The sequence below is a fragment of the Sphaerisporangium viridialbum genome, assembly GCF_049674955.1.
GTDB classification, from domain to species: Bacteria; Actinomycetota; Actinomycetes; order Streptosporangiales; family Streptosporangiaceae; genus Sphaerisporangium; species Sphaerisporangium viridialbum.
In genome coordinates this window covers 3,727,017-3,746,168 of record NZ_CP187232.1, presented here as the reverse complement: position 1 = coordinate 3,746,168, position 19,152 = coordinate 3,727,017, and the positions used below count along the sequence as shown (strand labels likewise).

Sequence of the window (19,152 nt, the reverse complement as noted above, 5' to 3'; positions counted from 1 at the left end):
CCCGCAGGGACGGGGAAAGAATCTCTGTCAGGCTTTGCCGGGAATGACCGCTACCCCCGGGTGCGGTCAGTACGCCGGTAGGTCCGCTACGGCTTGAGCAGCAGGCCCAGCGCGATGATGCAGACGAACCAGATCGTGCCGGTGATGATCGTCAGCCGGTCGAGGTTCCGCTCCACGACCGAGGACCCGCCGAACGACGACGTGAACCCGCCGCCGAAGAGATCCGAGAGGCCGCCACCCTTGCCCTTGTGGAGCAACACGAGCAGCACCATGAGTGCACTCGACAGGATGAGGGCGATGGAGATTCCGATAGTCACCGTTGACCTGTTCCCTGTTTCGCGCGCCGAAGCGCGACCTGACCTGCCCGGCGATCGCCGGGGTGATGATTCAAAGTTTCTCTTCGAGGGTACGTCGTGATGTCAACTTGTACCTCCGAAATAGCTCAGCTAGCCCGACATTTCGCCAAAACGGCAGATCTTCACGAACTCGACCGGGTCGAGACTCGCACCGCCGACCAGGGCTCCGTCGACATCGGGCTGGGCCATGATGCCGGCGATGTTGCCGGACTTGACCGACCCACCGTAAAGGATACGGATGCCACCGGCCACCTCGTCGTCGTACAGCTCGGCGAGTCGCGTGCGGATGGCGCCGCACACCTCCTGCGCGTCGTCGGGCGTCGCCACCTCACCGGTGCCGATGGCCCACACCGGCTCGTAGGCGACGACGAGCGACTTGGCCTGGTCGGTCTTCACGCCGTTGAGCGCGGCGTCGAGCTGCGACAGGGCGTAGGCGACGTGGCCGCCGGCCTGGCGGACCGGAAGGCCCTCGCCCACGCACAGGATCGGCGTGAGCGAGTGCCGGTAGGCCGCCTGCACCTTGGCGTTGACGAGCTGGTCGTCCTCGCGGTGGTGCTCGCGCCGCTCGGAGTGCCCGGCGAGGACGAACGTGCAGCCCAGCTTGGCGAGCATCGAACCGGAGATCTCACCGGTGTAGGCGCCGCTGTCGTGGGCGGACAGGTCCTGCGCGCCGTACTCGATGCGGAGCTTGTCGCCGTCCACCAGGGTCTGCACGCTGCGCAGATCGGTGAACGGCGGCAGCACGGCCACCTCGGTGCGGTCGAAGTCCTTGTCGGTCAGGGTGAACGCCAGCTTCTGGACGAGCGCGATGGCCTCAAGGTGATTGAGGTTCATCTTCCAGTTGCCGGCGACGAGCGGCTTGCGGGCTGTGCTCATGGGTCGCTCAGTCCTCCAGCGCGGCGAGTCCGGGGAGGGTCTTGCCCTCAAGGTATTCGAGGCTGGCCCCGCCACCGGTGGAGATGTGGGAGAAGCCGTCCTCGGGGAGACCGAGCTTACGCACGGCGGCGGCGGAGTCGCCACCACCGACCACGGTGAACGCGTCCGAGGCGATCAGCGCCTCGGCCACGGCACGCGTGCCGCCCGCGAACGCGTCGAACTCGAACACGCCCATCGGGCCGTTCCAGAACACGGTCGCGGCGTCGGCGAGCTTGCCCGCGAACAGCTCGCGGGTCTTCGGGCCGATGTCGAGGCCCTCGCGGTCGGCGGGGATCGCCGTCGCCTCGACCACCTCGTGCTCGGCGTCCTCGGCGAACTCCGTCGCGGCCAGCACGTCGACCGGGAGCACCAGGTCGACGCCGCGCTTGTCGGCCTCGGCGATGAAGCCGCGCACCTGGTCGAGCTGGTCGGCCTGCAGCAGGGAGTTGCCGACCTCGTGGCCCTGGGCCTTGAGGAAGGTGTACGCCATGCCGCCGCCGATGATCAGGCGGTCGACCTTGCCGAGCAGGTTGGCGATCACGCCGAGCTTGTCGGAGACCTTGGCGCCGCCGAGCACCACGGCGTACGGCCTGGCGGGCTCCTCGGTGAGCTTCTTCAGAACCTCCACCTCGGCCACCACCAGGCCGCCCGCGGCGTGCGGGAGACGCTTGGGCACGTCGTAGACGCTGGCGTGCTTGCGGTGCACCGCGCCGAACCCGTCGCCGACGTAGAGCTCGGCGAGCTCGGCCAGCCGGCCCGCGAACGCGCCGCGCACCTCGTCGTCCTTGGACTCCTCTCCCGGCTCGAAGCGGAGGTTCTCAAGGAGGGCGACCTCCCCGTCGGCCAGGCCCTCGGCGGTGCTCCTGGCGGAGTCACCGACGACGTCCTCGGCGAACTTCACCGGGCGGCCGAGCAGCTCACCCAGGCGAGCGGCCACCGGAGCGAGCGAGAACTCCGGCGCGACCTTGCCCTTGGGGCGGCCGAGGTGGGCGCAGACGATCACCCGCGCCCCGCGCCCGGCCAACGAGGTGATCGTCGGGACCGAGGCGCGGATGCGGCCGTCGTCGGTGATGGCGTCCCCGTCGAGGGGGACGTTGAGGTCGGCGCGTACGAGCACGCGCCGGCCCTTGACGTCGAGGGAGTCGATGGTCCGCATCAGAGCTGCGAGCCCACCAGCTCGATGAGGTCGCCGAGGCGGTTGGAGTAGCCCCACTCGTTGTCGTACCAGCCGACGACCTTCACCTGGTTGCCGATGACCTTGGTGAGGCCGGCGTCGAAGATGCAGGAGGAGGGGTCGGTGACGATGTCGGACGACACGATCTCGTCCTCGGTGTAGCTGAGGAAACCGCGCAGCGGGCCCTCGGCGGCGGCCTTGATCGCGGCGTTGACCTCCTCGACCGAGGTGTCGCGGCTCACGTCGACGGTCAGGTCGGTCGCGGAGCCCGTGGGGATCGGCACACGCAGCGCGAAGCCGTCGAGCTTGCCCTTGAGCTCGGGGAGCACCAGGCCGATCGCCTTGGCGGCGCCGGTGGAGGTGGGCACGATGTTCAGGGCGGCGGCGCGGGCGCGGCGCAGGTCCTTGTGGGGGCCGTCCTGGAGGTTCTGGTCCTGGGTGTAGGCGTGGATCGTGGTCATCAGACCCTTCTCGATACCGAAGGTGTCGTTGATGACCTTTGCCATGGGAGCCAGGCAGTTGGTCGTGCAGGAGGCGTTGGAGATGATCGTGTGCGCCGAGGGGTCGTACTTGTCATGGTTGACACCCATGACGATGGTGATGTCCTCGCCCTTGGCCGGGGCGGAGATGATCACCTTCTTGGCGCCGTTCTCAGCGTGCACCCGCGCCTTGTCGGCGTCGGTGAACAGGCCGGTGGACTCCACGACCACGTCGACACCCAGCTCGCCCCAGGGGAGCTTGGCGGGGTCGCGCTCGGCGAACACCTTGATCGCCTTGCCGTCGACGGTGATCTCGTCGGCGCTGCTCTTCACTTCGTACGGCAGACGGCCAAGAATGCTGTCGTACTTGAGCAGGTGGGCAAGGCTGGCGTTGTCGGTCAGGTCGTTGACCGCGACGATCTCGATGTCCTTACCGCTGGCCGCTACGGCTCGCCAGAAGTTGCGGCCGATACGGCCGAAGCCGTTGATGCCTACGCGGATGCTCACGGAAACAGATCTCCTCGAACTTCGTGCGCCGGCTCGTGCCGGCGCCGTGGCGGGCTGAAACCTCAGATAACCCTACCGGGTAATAATTGGTGTAGACCACGTGGCTCACCCCTTTGCGGAGCGCGCCCGCCCTCCACGACGTCCTCCCAGCTCAGCGACCCGATCACCCCGGCCCCCGCCACCGCGGGGACGACCGGACTCCAGCCCACGGCCACACCACCGGACCACCGCCCCGAGCCGTCACGCCCGACGCGGTCAGGGGACCGGCCCGGGCGGAGTCACGGGGCCAGCATCTCGGCGGTGAGGTTGGCGTCGGTGCTGGCGATACCGAGGTCGGAGGCGCGCTTGTCGGCCATGGCGAGCAGCCGCCGGATGCGGCCGGCGATGGCATCCTTGGTCAGCGGAGGGTCGGCGATCTGGCCGAGCTCCTCCAGCGACGCCTGCTTGTGCTCCACCCGCAGCCGCCCGGCGATCACCAGGTGCTCGGGGGCGTCGTCGCCGAGGATCTCCAGCGCGCGCTGGACCCTGGCCCCCGCGGCCACCGCCGCACGGGCCGACCTGCGCAGGTTTGCGTCGTCGAAGTTGGCGAGCCGGTGGGCCGTGGCGCGCACCTCGCGGCGCATCCGGCGCTCCTCCCAGGCCAGCACGCTGTCGTGGGCCCCGAGGCGGGTGAGCAGCGCGCTGATCGCGTCGCCGTCCCTGACCACCACCCGGTCGACCCCCCGCACCTCCCGCGCCTTGGCGTGGATCTTGAGCCGCCGCGCCGAGCCGACCAGCGCCAGCGCCGCCTCGGGGCCTGGGCAGGTCACCTCCAGCGACATCGAGCGGCCGGGCTCCGTCAGCGAGCCGTGCGCGAGGAAGGCCCCCCGCCACGCGGCCTCGGCGTCGCACGTCGCCCCCGACACCACCTGGCGCGGCAGCCCGCGCACCGGGCGCCCGTGGTTGTCGATCAAACCGGTCTGGCGGGCCAGCGCCTCGCCGTCGCGATACACCCGCACCACGTATCTCGAGCCCTTGCGCAGGCCGGCAGGCGCGAGCACCAGCACCTCGGCCTTGTGCCCGAACACCTCGCCGATGTCCTTGATCAGACGTCGAGCGGTGACATTGGTGTCGAGCTCCGCCTCGATGACGATGCGCCCGCCCACAAGGTGCAGCCCGCTCGCGAACCGAAGCAATGTCGACACCTCGGCCTTGCGGCAGCAAGGCTTCAGCACCGCAAGCCGGCTCAGCTCGTCCTTCACCACACCCGTCATGGCCATGTGCCTGTGTCCTCCCCCAAACAGACGCGTCTCATGGTCGAAGCCGCATCCTCGCGCCCCGTGGGCGTTGTCTCCGCCCGACGCGGCTCCATCGGCCCCCGGCAAGTCTCTCGCACCCCGTGGGCGCGCTGACCAGGATCAACGCTTCCCACGGAAAATCTCGTCCAGGACCGAGGCAAGCCGTCGTGCATCATGCCTCGGCGAGCCGTCGGAGGCGGCCACGTCGGCGAGCACCAGGCGCCCGCCGAGGGCGTCGGCCGCCTTCTCCAGCTCGCCACGCTCCTCCACCACCCCGTGATCGGCCAGCACGACGTCGACCGTGAGGTCGGGGGCGTGCTCGCGCAGCACCTGCAGGTGCTTCTCCGCGGAGAAGCCGTCGGTCTCCCCCGGCTGCGGAGCCAGGTTCAGCGCGACCAGCCGCCGGGCGGCGGTGGTGTGCAGCGCCTCGGCGAGCTGGGGCACCTTCAGGTGCGGCAGCACGCTGGTGAACCACGACCCCGGGCCGAACACGACCCAGTCGGCGCCCCGCACCGCCTCGACCGCCTCAGGGCAGGCGGGCGGGTCGGCGGGCACCAGGGAGATCGCCTGGACGTTGCCCGGCGTGACCGCGCAGGCCACCTGCCCCCGGACGACGGTCACCGTGCCGTCGAGCTCCACCTCGGCCTCGATGTCGATCGGCACCGACGCCATCGGCAGCACCCGGCCGTGCGCCCCGAGCAGGCGGCCCACCCAGTCGAGCCCGGCCACGGGGTCGTCGAGCAGCTCCCACAGCGCCACGATCAAGAGGTTGCCGACGGCGTGCCCGTGTAACTCGCCCTCGCTGCGGAAGCGGTGCTGGACCACCTTGCTCCAGGTCTGCCCCCAGTCGTCGTCTCCGCACAGAGCGGCAAGGGCCATGCGCAGGTCACCGGGGGGAAGGACGCCCAGCTCGCGCCTGAGCCGCCCGCTGGAGCCCCCGTCGTCGGCGACGGTCACCACCGCCGTCAACTCCCCCGTAACCCTCCTCAGGGCCGACAGGGACGCGTACAGGCCATGTCCACCACCGAATGCCACCACCCGCACGTCACGCCCGCCCCGGGCCGGCTTGCCCTCACCGTTCCCGACCTGCTCCAGCGAGGTCGGCTTCCCCTCAGGCGCGCCCGTCTTGTCTGGGATCGGCTTCCGCTCATGGTCACCGGTCTCCTCCGACGGGGTCGGCCTCCCCTCAGGTGCACCGGTCTTGTCGGGGATCAGCTTCCGCTCATGGTCGCCGGTCTCCTCCGACGGGGTCGGCTTCTCCTCACGCCTGCCGGCCTCCCTCGGCGAGATCTCGTCCCGCTCGAAGGCCTCCGGCCCGGCAGTGCCCGGGTGCTCACCCTCTTCGGTATCGGTGTCTGATCGCCCGCTCGGCGGGGCCTCACCACGGGATGTGCCCGTGGGTGCCCCGTTTCGATCGCTCACTCGCGGCCCACATCCCGATGGCTCACCTGCACTTCCATGCCCCGATCGCGCAATCGGGCGCCGATCTGCTCGGACATGGCCACGCTCCGGTGCTTGCCGCCGGTGCAGCCCACGGCGAGGGTGGCGTAGCCCTTGCCCTCGCGGACGTAACCGGTGGCGACGACGCGGAGAACCTCCTCGTAGGCGTCCAGGAACTCCTTGGCGCCCGGCTGGCTCAGGACGTACTCCCGCACGGGGGTGTCGAGGCCGCTCATGGGGCGCAGCTCGGGCACCCAGTGGGGGTTCGGCAGGAACCTGCAGTCGACCACCAGATCGGCGTCGACGGGCAGGCCGTACTTGAACCCGAAGGACACGACGTTGACCCGCAGGCCGGGACGGTCCTCGCCGCCGAAGAACGAGACGATCTTGCCTCGCAGCTCGTGCACGTTGTGCGAGGACGTGTCGATGACCAGGTCGGCGTTGGCGCGGACCTCCCGCAGGATGCCGCGCTCCCTCGCGATGCCGTCGACCAGCCGCCCCTCGCCCTGGAGCGGGTGCGGGCGACGGACGTTCTCGAAGCGGCGGACGAGCTCCTCGTCGCTGGCCTCGAGGAAGACCACGCGCACGGCGACGCCGCGCGCCTCCAGCTCCTCGATGGCGGTGTTGAGGTCGGTGGTGAAGGCCAGGCTGCGCACGTCGACGACGGCGGCGACCTTGTCGGTGTCGAGCTTGACCCGCCCGGCCTCCTCGGCCATGGCGAACAGCATGCCCGGCGGCAGGTTGTCGATGACGAACCAGCCCAGGTCTTCCAGGGCCTTGGCCGCCGTGCTGCGTCCCGCTCCGGACATGCCGGTGACGATGACGAACGCGGTGTCGCTCACAGCGCCCTTGCGGTCTCGCGGCTCGCCGGAGCGCGACCGTGAGGTGTCGTGGTCATTGTCGTTTCCGCTGGTGTTCTCGGTCACGTTCCCTCCCCCTTCAGCGCCGCAACGATCGCCTCGGCCGTCGAAAGCCCGATGCCAGGAACCTCGCGGATCTCGTCGACGGAGGCCCCCTGCAACCGTTTGACGGATCCGAAGCGCTTCAGCAAGGCCTGCTTGCGCGCCGATCCGAGCCCGCGAATCTCGTCCAGAGCGCTCTCTTTGACAGACTTTGCGCGTTTCGATCGATGGTAGGTGATGGCGAATCGGTGAGCCTCATCGCGCACCCTCTGTAGAAGATAGAGCCCTTCGCTGCTCCGGGGCAGGATGACAGGCTGGTCGTCGCCTGGAAGCCACACCTCCTCGAGCCGCTTCGCCAGCCCGCTCACCGAGACGTCGTCCACCCCGAGCTCGTCGAGGGCCCGCTGCGCCGCCGCCACCTGAGCCGGGCCGCCGTCGACCACGACCAGATTGGGAGGGTACGCGAACCTGCGCGGCTTGCCCGTCTCGGGGTCGATGGGCTCGGGATCGAGCTCGCCACTCGCCGCCCGCTCCTCCACGTGGCGCTTGAACCGCCGGGAGATCACTTCGTAGATCGAGGCGACGTCGCCCTGCCCGGCCGTGCCCCGGATCGCGAACCGGCGGTACTCGCTCTTGCGGGCGAGGCCGTCCTCGAACACCACCATTGAGGCCACGACGTCGTCACCCATCAGGTGGGACACGTCGTAGCACTCGATGCGCAGCGGCGCCTGGTCGAGATCGAGAGCGTCGGCGATCTCCTGCAGGGCCCGGCTGCGGGTGGTGAGATCGCTCGCCCTGCGCAGCTTGTGCTGGGCCAGGGACTCCTTGGCGTTGCGCTCGACGGTCTCCATCAGCGTCTTCTTGTCGCCGCGCTGGGGAACCCGCACCTCGACCCGCGACCCCCGCTGCTCGGTGAGCAGCTCGGCGACGGCGTCGACCTCGGGCGGGAGTGCCGCCACCAGGACCTCGCGCGGCACCGCCTCGGGAGAGGCCTCGCCGTACATCTGCAGCAGGAAGTGCTCCACCAGCTCGCCCGGGGAGGGCTCCTCCACCTTGTCGACGACCCAGCCGCGCTGGCCGCGGATGCGGCCTCCGCGCACGTAGAAGACCTGGACGGCGGCCTCCAGCGGGTCTTCGGCGAGCGCGACCACGTCACAGTCGGTGCCCTCACCGAGCACCACGGCCTGCTTCTCGAGGGCACGCTGGAGCGCCTGGATGTCGTCGCGGAGCCGCGCGGCCCGCTCGTACTCCTCGGCGGAGGCGGCCTCGCGCATGTCGCGCTCGAGCCGCTTGATGAAACGGGTGGTGTTGCCCGCCATGAAGTCGCAGAAGTCCTCAGCGAGCCGGCGGTGCTCATCCTCGGTCACCCGGCCGACGCACGGGGCGGAGCACTTGTCGATATACCCCAGCAGGCACGGCCGCCCGATCTGCCCGGCGCGCTTGAACACCCCCGCCGAGCAGGTGCGCACGGGGAACACCCGGAGCAGAAGATCGACGGTCTCGCGGATCGCCCAGGCGTGGGAGTAGGGCCCGAAGTAGCGGGTGCCCTTGCGCTTGGCGCCGCGCAGGACCTGCACCCGGGGGAAGGCGTCGCCCATCGTGACGGCGAGGAAGGGATAGGACTTGTCGTCCCGGTATTTGACGTTGAACCGGGGGTCGAACTCCTTGATCCACGAGTATTCGAGCTGGAGGGCCTCGACCTCGGTGCCGACGACGGTCCAGTCGACGCCCTCGGCGGAGGTGAGCATCGTCTGGGTGCGCGGATGCAGGCTCGCGAAGTCGGCGAAGTAGGAGTTGAGGCGCTGCCGAAGGCTCTTGGCCTTGCCGACATAGATGACCCGGCCCTGGGCGTCCCTGAAGCGGTAGACGCCCGGGGACTCGGGGATCGACCCCGGCTCGGGGCGAAAACTCAGGGGGCTGTTCGCGGGTCTTGCCACACTGAAAGCCTATCCGGACCCGCCGACAGAATAGGGCGATCCAGCACGCCATAGGGGCGTGACAGAGGGGGTGAAGATCCCTGCCCGGGCCCTGGCGACTCGGGGCCTGCAGAGCAGCGTTTCGCGGCCGGAGGCGGCCACCGGGACGAACCCGGGCACCTCGGGCGGCCGGCGGCCGAGCAGGCATCGCACGCCGTACCTGTCGGCGAGGGCCAGCCGCTCGTCCGGCGGGGTGGCGCGCGCGAACATGCGCCGCTGCGCCGTGCGGCGCGCCGTCTCGTCCGCGACGAACGGATAAGGGTAGGGCGGGGCGACCGCGCGCACCCCCCATCCCACGAGCGTGCGGGTGGCGGCGGCGCGCCTGGCCATCACGACGTCGCCGTCACGCACGTACGGCCGGGCGAACTCGGCGCGGTGGTCGATCCTGCCGCCCGGCCAGTGCTCGGTCACCCTGGCCGGGACCAGGTCCGCCGGGACGCCCGGCGGCAGCGCGCGGGCGATCCCCGGCGCCGCGCCGAACAGGCCGGCCACGCACGCCGTGGCCGCGACGGCGCCGTACGGCCTCCAGCCCGCCAGCCGGTCCCCCAGGCAGCGTGCGACGGCAAACTGGGACATCAGTGCGACGACCGGGATGAGCCTGGTGAACTCATACCTTCCGAGGAGCACCGCGACGGTCACCACCGCCGTCCCTGCCGCGAATCCCACGGCCAGCTCTCGCCCGAGCGGCAGCCGCCTGCCGAACCACAGGGCCGGTATCCCCACCAGGACCAGCCAGTACTTCCCGAAGGCGTTCGCGACGAGCGTCGAGTGGATCCGCGAGAAGCCGGATCCCGCCCGTGCCAGCGCCGAGAGCTCGGCGTACGGCCAGAGCGCCGCCAGGGCGAGGGCGCCGATGCCCGCGCACGCGAGCGCGATCAGGCGTCCCCTGGTCCAGGCCCGCGGCCGGGCGAGCAGGAAGGCGGCGGCCACGAAGGCCGTCTCGGCGGCGGTGAAGGGGTGCACCAGCAGGATCAGCGCCGCGAGCACGGCCAGGCGCACCAGGTCGGACGGGCGGCCCTCCTCCCGGAAGCGCAGCATGAACGCCCAGCACGGCGGCATGAGCGCCAGCGCGAGGGTGGACGGATAGGGCTGGGTGAACGACAGCGAGGCCATCGGCGGGAACCCGCTCCACGCGAAGGGCCGCGTCCCCCAGAGCAGCAGGACGAAGACCACGGCGAGTACGGCCGTCGCCGTCCGGTCGCCGAGGCGGCGGCAGAACACGCGCAACCCCCACAGCAGCAGCCCGGCGTTCGCCACGCCCGCGCACGAAAGGACGGCCTCCGGCGTCAGCCCGGTCATCCGCGAGACGAGGGCCAGCAGCAACGTGTACGGCGTGAAGTAGGGGCTCCCCACCTGCCCGCCCACCAGCGGGTCCTCGGGCGCCAGCGGATGATGCGCCAGGGCCCGGACTGTGGCCACGTGGAGATGCCAGTCGCCCGTCCAGGCATGCCTGCCGGCGACGAGCACCGACCAGGCCGACACGATCACCGACAGCAGCAGGTACCCCCCGCCGCGCACGCGCATGGCTTCTCCCACAGCGCATGCGATCACATCCGCCCGGGAGGACCTGTCCGCCAGAGGTCAATGTCCCGCAAAGCCTCACACGCCCCACTGAACCGACCCGCGGACCACACGGGCACCGGGCCGCCATCTCCCCCCTCTTGGGGGGTTCTCGCAGCGAGGGCGGGGGTGCGGGGCCGGTGCCCCGCACCCCCGCCCGTTCGCGAGGCCGTTCCGGAGACGACTCAGGCGAGGCTGATGGAGCCGCCCTCGACCTTGATCTGCTTCTCGGCCAGCGGCTCGCTCGCCGGGCCGTTGGAGACCGAACCGTCGGCGATGCTGAACTTGCTGCCGTGGCAGGGGCAGTTGATGGTGCCGTCGGAAATTGAGGCGACCGGGCATCCCTGGTGGGTGCAGATGGCGCTGAACGCCTTGAACTCACCGTCGTTGGGCTGCGTGACGACGATCTTCTCCTTCTTGAAGATCTTGCCGCCACCCTTGGGGATGTCGCTCGTCTTCGCCAGACCGCTGGAGCCGGCCGCCGCGTCGCCCGCGGCGTCCCCGGCGGAGGACGCCGGGGCGGAGTCCGAGGAGGAATCTCCACTGCCGGCCGTGGTCGCCGCGTCATATCCGCTACACGCGGTCAGCACCACGGCCAGGCCGGCACCACTCGCGCCGAGCATAACCGCACGCCGTGTCGTATCCGTGTCCGTCATGTTTGCCTTCCTAGAGGTCTGTTATCTGCTGCTACGGCTCGCACCGCGACTTGGTTCAGCATGCGGCGACAGGTAACCAGGGGAGTATGAACAATTACGCATAACGCGCAGGTCAAACGAACCTTGAACCCACCCCATGATCGAACTCCCCGACAGCCCCGCAGCCGCCCCACACCGCCACAACCCAGGTGCGGCCAGCCCTGACCAACCCCGACTCCGCCGCCACAACCGGTACGGCCCTGACCAACCCCCCATCGCGCCGTCACACCCGTACAGCCCCGACCAAGCCCCCACCACGCCGTCACACCCGTACAGCCCCGACCAAGCCCCACCGCGCCTTCACACCCGTACGGCCCTGACCAAACCCGGCCGCGCCGTCACACCCCGTACGGCCCTGACCAAACCCGGCCACGCCGCCGCACCCCGTACGGCCGTGACCGACCGCGCCGTCACAGCCCGCGCGCTCTCGACCCGGCCCCGGCCCCCCGCCCCCCCGGCCACGCCGCAGCCCCCCGTGGCCGTTATGGGGCCGGGCGGCGTGGTGTGAGGGGTGAGGAGTGAGGGAGATCAGCCTCCGAGGATCTTGCTGAGGAAGCGGCCGGTGTGGCTGTCCTCGATGCGGGCGACCTGCTCGGGCGTGCCGGTGGCGAGCACGAGCCCACCGCGGGAGCCGCCCTCGGGACCCATGTCGATCACCCAGTCGGAGGTCTTGATGACGTCGAGGTTGTGCTCGATCACGATCACCGTGTTGCCGCTGTCGACCAGGCGGCCGAGCACGCCCAGCAGCTTGCGGATGTCCTCGAAGTGGAGGCCGGTGGTCGGCTCGTCGAGCACGTAGACGGTGCGGCCCGTGGACCGCCGCTGGAGCTCGGAGGCGAGCTTGACCCGCTGCGCCTCGCCGCCGGACAGGGTGGTCGCCGGCTGGCCCAGCCGGACGTACCCGAGGCCGACGTCGTTGAGGGTCTTCAGGTGCCGCTTGATCGCCGGGATCGCGTCGAAGAACTCCAGCGCCTCCTCGATCGACATGTCGAGGACCTCGGAGATCGTCTTGCCCTTGTAGTGGACCTCCAGGGTCTCCCGGTTGTAACGGGCGCCGTGGCAGACCTCGCACGGGACGTAGACGTCGGGGAGGAAGTTCATCTCGATCTTGATGGTGCCGTCGCCCGAGCACGCCTCACAGCGCCCGCCCTTGACGTTGAAGCTGAACCGGCCGGGAAGGTAGCCGCGGATCTTCGCCTCGGTCGTCTGCGCGAACAGCTTGCGGACGTGGTCGAACACCCCGGTGTAGGTCGCGGGGTTGGACCTCGGCGTGCGGCCGATCGGGCTCTGGTCGACATGGACGACCTTGTCGACCTGGTCGGTGCCGGTGACCCGGGAGTGCCTGCCTGGCACGGTCTTCGCGCCGTTGAGCTCCTTGGCCAGGGCGTTGTACAGGATGTCGTTGACCAGCGTGGACTTGCCCGAGCCCGACACTCCGGTCACCGCGGTGAACACGCCCAGCGGGAACTCGACGTCGACGCCCTTGAGGTTGTGCTCGCGGGCGCCCTTGACCACGAGCTTGCGCTTGGAGTCGCGCTTGCGCCTGCTGGCGGGCAGGTCGATGCTCCTGCGCCCGGAGATGTAGGCGCCGGTCAGGGAGTGCTCACTGGCGAGCAGGTCTTCCACGGTGCCGGACACCACGACCTGGCCGCCGTGCTCGCCCGCGCCGGGACCGATGTCGACCACCCAGTCGGCGGCGGCGATGGTGTCCTCGTCGTGCTCGACGACGATGAGCGTGTTGCCCATGTCGCGCAGGCGGATCAGCGTGTCGAGCAGCCGCTGGTTGTCGCGCTGGTGCAGGCCGATCGACGGCTCGTCGAGGACGTACAGCACGCCCACCAGGCCCGAGCCGATCTGGGTGGCCAGCCGGATGCGCTGGGCCTCTCCTCCGGCGAGCGTGCCCGCCGCGCGGTCGAGGGTGAGGTAGTCGAGGCCGACGTCGAGCAGGAAGCCCAGCCGGGCGTTGATCTCCTTGACGACCCGCTCGGCGATGTGGCTGTCACGCTCGGAGAGGGTGAGCCCCCCGAGGAACTTGGCGCACTCGCCGATCGACATGCCCGACACCTCGGCGATGGAGGAGTCGCTGACCGTGACCGCGAGCGAGACGGGCTTGAGGCGGGCGCCCTTGCAGGTGGGGCAGGGGATCTCCCGCATGAAGCCCTCGAACCGCTCGCGCGTGGAGTCGCTCTCGGCCTCGGCGTGCCGCCGCTGCACCCACGGGATCACGCCCTCGAAGGTCGTGTAGTAGGAGCGCTGCCTGCCGTAGCGGTTGCTGTAGCGGACGTGGACCTGCTCGTCGTGGCCGCGCAGCAGGGCCTTCTGCGCCGGCTTGGGCAGCCGCTCCCAGGCGGTGTCGAGGTCGAACCCCATCGCGTGGCCGAGGGCCTCGACCAGGCGGATGAAGTAGTCGCTGGTGTGGCCGCCCGACCACGGGGAGATGGCGCCGTCGCCGAGGGACTTCTCGGGGTCGGGCACCACGAGGTCGGGGTCGACCTCCATGCGGGTGCCGAGGCCGGTGCAGTCGGGGCACGCGCCGAAGGGCGAGTTGAACGAGAAGGAGCGCGGCTCGAGCTCCTCGAACGACAGGTCGTCGTAGGGGCAGTAGAGGTGCTCGGAGTAGAACCGCTCGCGACCCGGGTCGTCCTCGGGGAGGTCGACGAAGTCGAGCGTGATCGTGCCGCCCGACAGCCCGAGCGCGGTCTCCACCGAGTCGGTGAGGCGCCGGCGCGCGCCGTCCTTGACCGAGAGGCGGTCGACGATGACCTCGATGTCGTGCTTCTCGTACTTCTTCAGGGTCGGCGGCTCCTCCAGCCGGACGACCGTGCCGTCGACGCGGGCGCGCGCGAAGCCCTTGGTCTGCAGCTCGCGGAACAGCTCGGCGTACTCCCCCTTGCGCCCGCGGATCACCGGGGCGATCACCTGGAACCGGGTGCCCTCGGGGAGCTCCAGGACGCGGTCGACGATCTGCTGCGGGGTCTGCCTGGCGATGGGGCGGCCACAGGCCGGGCAGTGGGGCTTGCCGATGCGCGCCCACAGAAGGCGCAGGTAGTCGTAGACCTCGGTGATCGTGCCGACGGTGGAGCGGGGGTTGCGGGAGGTCGACTTCTGGTCGATGGAGACGGCCGGCGACAGGCCCTCGATGAAGTCGACGTCGGGCTTGTCCATCTGCCCGAGGAACTGCCTGGCGTAGGACGAGAGCGACTCGACATAGCGCCGCTGACCCTCGGCGAAGATGGTGTCGAAGGCCAGGCTGGACTTACCCGAGCCGGAGAGCCCGGTGAAGACGATGAGGGCGTCTCGCGGCAGGTCAAGCGAGACGTCCTTGAGGTTGTGTTCGCGGGCGCCACGAACGATCAAGCGGTCGGCCACAGCAGATCTCTCATGTTGGGTTGCGATCCACGGCAGCCGGAACTGGCCACCTCTGACTAGTCGCCGCCACTCTAACGACGGGGTCCGACAGTTTTCTTCCGCTCCGGCGAGGGCACCGGCGTCCCCGAGGGCCGCCGGCGGGGAAAGGCCGGCGCGTACGGAGAGCACCCGCGCGAGCGGGCCCGTGTGGAGCGATGATGACGTGCATGACCGTTCTCGACGACCTTCAGGCCGAGCTCACCGCGGCCACGAACCGGATGCTCGCCACCGCGGCCACGCTCTCGGACGCGGACGTCACGGCCCCCTCCCTGCTTGCGGGCTGGACCCGCGGCCACGTGCTCACCCACGTCGCGCGCAACGCGGACAGCCACATCAACCTGGTGACCTGGGCCAAGACGGGTGTGTACACCCCACAGTACCCAACGCCCGGCGCCCGGGAGGCCGAGATAGCCGAAGGCGCCGGCAGGCCGATCGCCGAGCAGCACGCCGACCTGGCAGACAGCGCGGCCCGGCTCGGCGCCGCGTTCGCCACGATGCCGCCGCAGGCGTGGGCCGCCGCCGTGCGGGGCATGCGGCCGCCCGATCACCCCGCCTGGTACCTGCTCGCACGCCGTATCCGGGAGGTCGAGATCCACCACGCCGACCTGGGAGCCGGCTACACCTGGGCCGACTGGCCAGAGGAGTTCGTCCTGCGCGAGCTCCACGACGCGATGGCGGGCTGGCCGTACGCCGAGAGCACCGTCAGCGCGGTCCACGCCGGCGACCGGAGCTGGACGGGCCTCGGCGAGGGCCCCGTGGTGGAGGGGCCGCCCCCGGCCGTGCTCGCCTGGCTGACGGGCCGCCTCCCGGACGGGGGCACCGGGGAGGCGGGCGGCGGGACCAGCCCGGGGCTTAGGCTGGCCGAGAAGCCGCCGGCGGCGCCGCCGTGGCTGACCATGCCGGCACCGCCCGGCCTTCCGGCGACACCACCTGAGGAGTACCCATGACCTATACCGGTGATGTGACCGCCGACGGTCCCGCCGACGTGCGCGAGCTGCCCGACCTGACCATCAGCAAGATCGAGGTCGGCGACTTCGGCAACAACGCCTACCTGCTCAGATGCCGTGAGACCGGCGACGGCGTGCTGATCGACGCGGCAGCCGACGCAGGCAGGCTGCTCGACCTGGTCGGCGACCTGCCGATCAGCAAGATCATCACGACCCATCAGCACCAGGACCACTGGATGGCCCTGGCCGAGGTGGCGAAGGCCACCGGAGCCGAGACCGTCGCCCACCCGCTGGACGCGCCGGGCCTGCCCGTGCCGGTCACCCAGCCCGTGGAGCACGGCGGCAAGGTCACCGTGGGGGTGGTCACGCTCGACGTGATCCACCTGCGCGGCCACACCCCTGGGTCGATCGCCCTGCTCTACCAGGACTCCCACCTGTTCACCGGCGACTCGCTCTTTCCCGGAGGAGTCGGCAACACCCAGCGCGACCCCGCCCGGTTCGAGCGGCTCTACACCGATGTGGTGGAGCGGGTCTTCGACCGGCTTCCCGACGAGACCTGGGTGTATCCCGGCCACGGCAAGGACACCACCCTCGGAGCCGAGCGCCCCTCCCTGCCCGAGTGGCGCGCCCGGGGCTGGTAGGCCTCTGGGCGAAGACGCGAGACGGCCCGGCCCCCCAGGGGGACCGGGCCGTCTCAGCAGGCCGGGAACAGGATCACCGGACGGCGGCCTCGGTCTCCTTGCGCTCCTTGCGCTGCTCGCGCTTGAACATCAGCACGCGCAGCGGAATGGCCGACACCAGCGCGATCTGCATGGACGCGCCGATCTGGATGAGCAGGTCGCCGCCGGTCAGGTCGGCCGCCCAGATGATGAGGCAGGCGACGTTGACCATGATCCAGGCCAGCACGACCGCCGCGAGGTTACCCTTCGGCTTGGGGTACTCAATGCGGCTGACCATGAGCCAGGCCACCGCGAAGATGCCCACCACGGTGAAGTACGACGGCTCGAACAGCAGCACGATCGACACGACGGTCATGGCGCCCATGGGGATGGGCAGGCCCATGAAGTCGCCGCTCTTGGTCTTCACGCAGGCGAAGCGCGCCAGCCGTACGACGCCCGCCCCGAGGACGGAGACGGCGGCGCAGAGCACCAGCCACAGCGGGAGCTTCTGGGAGAAGCCCGCCCAGGCCACCACCATGAAGGCGGGGGCGAAGCCGAAGCTGATCACGTCGGCGAGGTTGTCGAGCTCGGCCCCCATGGCCGAGGCCCTGAACCTCCTGGCCACCAGCCCGTCGAACAGGTCACAGGTGGCACCGATCAGCAGCAGCACCACGGCGGTGGCGAAGTACCTGGGGTCGGGATGGAACTCACGCGACTGCTGGAGCTGCGTGATCGCCGACCACGCCAGAACGCAGACGGCCAGGAAGCCGCAGATCGCGTTGCCCAGGGAGAGCGAGTCAGCGGCGGAGAGCCGGAACGCCTTCCCGACGGGTCCCCGTGGTTCTTCGTCCTCGTCCACGCCCTCCATGGACCAGCCTGCGTCAGCCGTGGTCAATGCGAGTCACTCCTGCCGTAGTCCGCTGCCCAACGCGCACCGCTGGGGCGATCCCTTCTGGAAGGTAGATGTCCACCCGCGAGCCGAAGCGGATCAGCCCGATCCGCTCCCCCCGCGAGACCTTGGCACCCGCGCCGAGGTAGGGCACGATGCGTCGCGCCACGGCTCCGGCGATCTGCACGAGCTCGATGTCGCCCAGTGCCGTGTCGAAGTGCCAGACGACCCGCTCGTTCTGGTCGCTGTCCTTGTTGAACGCGGGCTTGAAGCCACCCGCCACATGCCGCGTCGAGGTGACCGTGCCGTCGAGCGGCGCGCGGTTCACGTGGACGTTCAGCGGGCTCATGAAGATCGCGACACGTGTGCGCCCGTCCGGCTGGGGGTCGATGCTCTGGACCACGCCGTCGGCCGGGCTCAGCACCAGCCCGGTGCCGAGGTCGCGGTCGGGGTCGCGGAAGAACCACAGCATGGCGCCTGTGAGAGCGGTCAGCGGAGCCGCCGCGAGCACCCACGGGCGGGACCGCCGGGCCAGCGCCACCGAGATGGCGGCGGCTGCGACCGTGGGAACCAGCCAGGGGGAAACGCCACGTGCCAGCCGTACGCGGCGGCGACTGTGGCTTGGCGAATCGTTGGACACTGGGAACCTTTTGTGATGTTTGCGGCCAGAGACCGGATTGTGACTTGTCGCCGAATGTTACCCATCTCGCCGCCGTTACATAGCAATACGAGACAAGCAAATCGCTGCAAGCACCAATTCACTACCCCTGGGACACCTTCGCCGGGGCGGTGGCTTCGCCGGCCTTCTTGTCACGCCTGGCCTTGATGAGGCTGGCCACGGTGGTGACCACCATCGTGACGCCGATGACCGAGAGGGAGACCCAGATCGGCACTTCCGGCGCCCAGGAGACACCACTGGTGTGCAAGGCCTCCAGGATGAGCTTAACCCCGATGAAGCCCAAAATGAACGACAGACCGTAGCTGATGTAGACCAACCGCTGCAGCAGACCACCAAGCAGGAAGTACAGCTGACGCAGTCCCATCAGGGCGAACGCGTTCGCGGTGAAGACGATGAAGGCGTCCTTGGTGAGGCCGAAGATCGCCGGGATCGAGTCGAGGGCGAACAGCAGGTCGGTGGTGCCGATGGCGATCATCACGATCAGCATGGGGGTCACCATGCGGCGCCCGCCCACCCGAGCGGTGATCTTGGAGCCGACGAAGCCGTCGGTGGTCGGGAAGATGCGGCGCACCCAGCGCAGAAGGAGGTTCTCCTTGAACTCCTCCTCGTCGTGCCCGCGCAGCATGTTGACCGCGGTGTAGATGAGGAACGCGCCGAACACGTAGAACAACCAGCCAAAGCGCTCCAGGGCGGCGGCGCCCACGAGGATGAAGACGCCGCGCATCACCAGGGCCATCAGCACGCCGACGAGAAGAACCTTGTGCTGGTAAATCTTGGGAACCGCGAACCGGCCCATGATGATGTAGAACACGAACAGGTTGTCGACGCTCAGACTGTATTCGGTGAGATAGCCGGCGAAGAACTCACCGGCCTTGTCCACACCCTCGACGGCGAGCAGCCCGATGCCGAACAGCACCGCCAGCCCGACGTAGAAGCCGACCCAGAAACCGGCCTGGCGCATCGAGAACTCTCGGGGCTCACCCCTGTCGACGATCCACAGGTCTACGGCGAGAACCACCAGCAACCCGCCGATGACCGCCGCCCATGCCCACAGGGATACGTCCAAGACAAACCTCCGGCCCGCGTCAAAGTGCCGGAGGTCTCTCCCGCCCGCGCCCTGAGGCCTCGGACCGGCAGCCCCGGGCACGCCGTAAGGGACGTACCGTGATGACGAGGCTGTCGCGAAGGGATACTCCCCCCCTCAGAGGAGGAGTATAGGCGAGCACATAAGCCTTACCTAATCAGCCTTTGCGCGACACCGGGGCTTCCCGGACGGCGCGCCCGTCCAG

The 19,152-nt window shown here is 69.8% G+C and carries 16 protein-coding genes; 2 read left to right on the top strand and 14 right to left on the bottom strand.

The genetic code is table 11. The features are described from left to right. Positions 1-86: 86 nt before the first annotated feature. The 11 genes from secG to uvrA form a co-directional block, all read right to left on the bottom strand. Positions 87-317, bottom strand: a complete 231-nt coding sequence (gene secG / locus ACOZ38_RS16455; protein WP_358559885.1) for a preprotein translocase subunit SecG — start codon at positions 315-317, stop codon at positions 87-89. A gap of 129 nt (positions 318-446) precedes the next feature. Beyond that, complete coding sequence (gene tpiA / locus ACOZ38_RS16450) at positions 447-1,232, bottom strand: triose-phosphate isomerase (RefSeq protein WP_405147749.1); 786 nt, start codon at positions 1,230-1,232, stop codon at positions 447-449. A 7-nt stretch (positions 1,233-1,239) separates the two neighbouring features. Next, positions 1,240-2,427 (bottom strand): phosphoglycerate kinase, encoded by a 1,188-nt coding sequence (locus ACOZ38_RS16445; RefSeq protein WP_424531585.1) that lies wholly within the window; start codon positions 2,425-2,427, stop codon positions 1,240-1,242. Beyond that, on the bottom strand, positions 2,427-3,431 hold the full coding sequence (gap, locus tag ACOZ38_RS16440; RefSeq protein ID WP_424531583.1) for a type I glyceraldehyde-3-phosphate dehydrogenase: 1,005 nt from the start codon (positions 3,429-3,431) through the stop codon (positions 2,427-2,429). The genes ACOZ38_RS16445 and gap overlap by 1 nt, the downstream gene beginning before the upstream one ends. Before the next feature lie 278 nt (positions 3,432-3,709). Beyond that, on the bottom strand, positions 3,710-4,690 hold the full coding sequence (gene whiA, locus ACOZ38_RS16435; protein WP_248965560.1) for a DNA-binding protein WhiA: 981 nt from the start codon (positions 4,688-4,690) through the stop codon (positions 3,710-3,712). A 138-nt stretch (positions 4,691-4,828) separates the two neighbouring features. Next, positions 4,829-5,746 (bottom strand): gluconeogenesis factor YvcK family protein, encoded by a 918-nt coding sequence (locus ACOZ38_RS16430; RefSeq protein ID WP_424537027.1) that lies wholly within the window; start codon positions 5,744-5,746, stop codon positions 4,829-4,831. Between the two features lie 380 nt (positions 5,747-6,126). Further along, on the bottom strand, positions 6,127-6,990 hold the full coding sequence (gene rapZ / locus ACOZ38_RS16425) for an RNase adapter RapZ (protein ID WP_424537026.1): 864 nt from the start codon (positions 6,988-6,990) through the stop codon (positions 6,127-6,129). Between the two features lie 80 nt (positions 6,991-7,070). Then, a complete protein-coding gene (gene uvrC / locus ACOZ38_RS16420) occupies positions 7,071-8,963 on the bottom strand; it encodes an excinuclease ABC subunit UvrC (RefSeq protein ID WP_424537025.1) in 1,893 nt (630 codons plus the stop codon). Positions 8,964-8,996: 33 nt separating this feature from the next. Continuing rightward, the gene (locus ACOZ38_RS16415) at positions 8,997-10,550 is read right to left on the bottom strand and encodes a 6-pyruvoyl-tetrahydropterin synthase-related protein (protein ID WP_424531581.1); all 1,554 of its coding nucleotides are present in this window, start codon (positions 10,548-10,550) and stop codon (positions 8,997-8,999) included. 221 nt (positions 10,551-10,771) lie between these two features. Further along, the gene (locus tag ACOZ38_RS16410; RefSeq protein ID WP_424531580.1) at positions 10,772-11,242 is read right to left on the bottom strand and encodes a Rieske (2Fe-2S) protein; all 471 of its coding nucleotides are present in this window, start codon (positions 11,240-11,242) and stop codon (positions 10,772-10,774) included. 567 nt (positions 11,243-11,809) lie between these two features. Continuing rightward, entirely contained in the window at positions 11,810-14,650 is a 2,841-nt protein-coding gene (gene uvrA / locus ACOZ38_RS16405; RefSeq protein ID WP_405147742.1) for an excinuclease ABC subunit UvrA, read from the bottom strand. Between the two features lie 206 nt (positions 14,651-14,856). Between uvrA and ACOZ38_RS16400 the strand changes: the two genes are divergently transcribed. Together ACOZ38_RS16400 and ACOZ38_RS16395 are read left to right on the top strand one after the other, a co-directional pair. Next, positions 14,857-15,636 (top strand): maleylpyruvate isomerase family mycothiol-dependent enzyme, encoded by a 780-nt coding sequence (locus ACOZ38_RS16400; RefSeq protein WP_424531579.1) that lies wholly within the window; start codon positions 14,857-14,859, stop codon positions 15,634-15,636. Next, positions 15,633-16,277 (top strand): MBL fold metallo-hydrolase, encoded by a 645-nt coding sequence (locus ACOZ38_RS16395; protein ID WP_405147739.1) that lies wholly within the window; start codon positions 15,633-15,635, stop codon positions 16,275-16,277. Before ACOZ38_RS16400 ends, ACOZ38_RS16395 begins: the two co-directional genes overlap by 4 nt. A 73-nt stretch (positions 16,278-16,350) precedes the next feature. On the opposite strand, the gene pssA is transcribed toward ACOZ38_RS16395, so the two are convergent. From pssA to ACOZ38_RS16380, 3 genes are all read right to left on the bottom strand, one after another. Further along, positions 16,351-17,190: a CDP-diacylglycerol--serine O-phosphatidyltransferase gene (gene pssA, locus ACOZ38_RS16390; protein ID WP_405147737.1), complete on the bottom strand. Its 840-nt coding sequence runs from the start codon at positions 17,188-17,190 to the stop codon at positions 16,351-16,353. Next, complete coding sequence (locus ACOZ38_RS16385; protein WP_424531576.1) at positions 17,177-17,824, bottom strand: phosphatidylserine decarboxylase; 648 nt, start codon at positions 17,822-17,824, stop codon at positions 17,177-17,179. The genes pssA and ACOZ38_RS16385 overlap by 14 nt, the downstream gene beginning before the upstream one ends. A gap of 121 nt (positions 17,825-17,945) precedes the next feature. Next, complete coding sequence (locus ACOZ38_RS16380; protein ID WP_405147735.1) at positions 17,946-18,929, bottom strand: TerC family protein; 984 nt, start codon at positions 18,927-18,929, stop codon at positions 17,946-17,948. Positions 18,930-19,152: the final 223 nt, after the last annotated feature.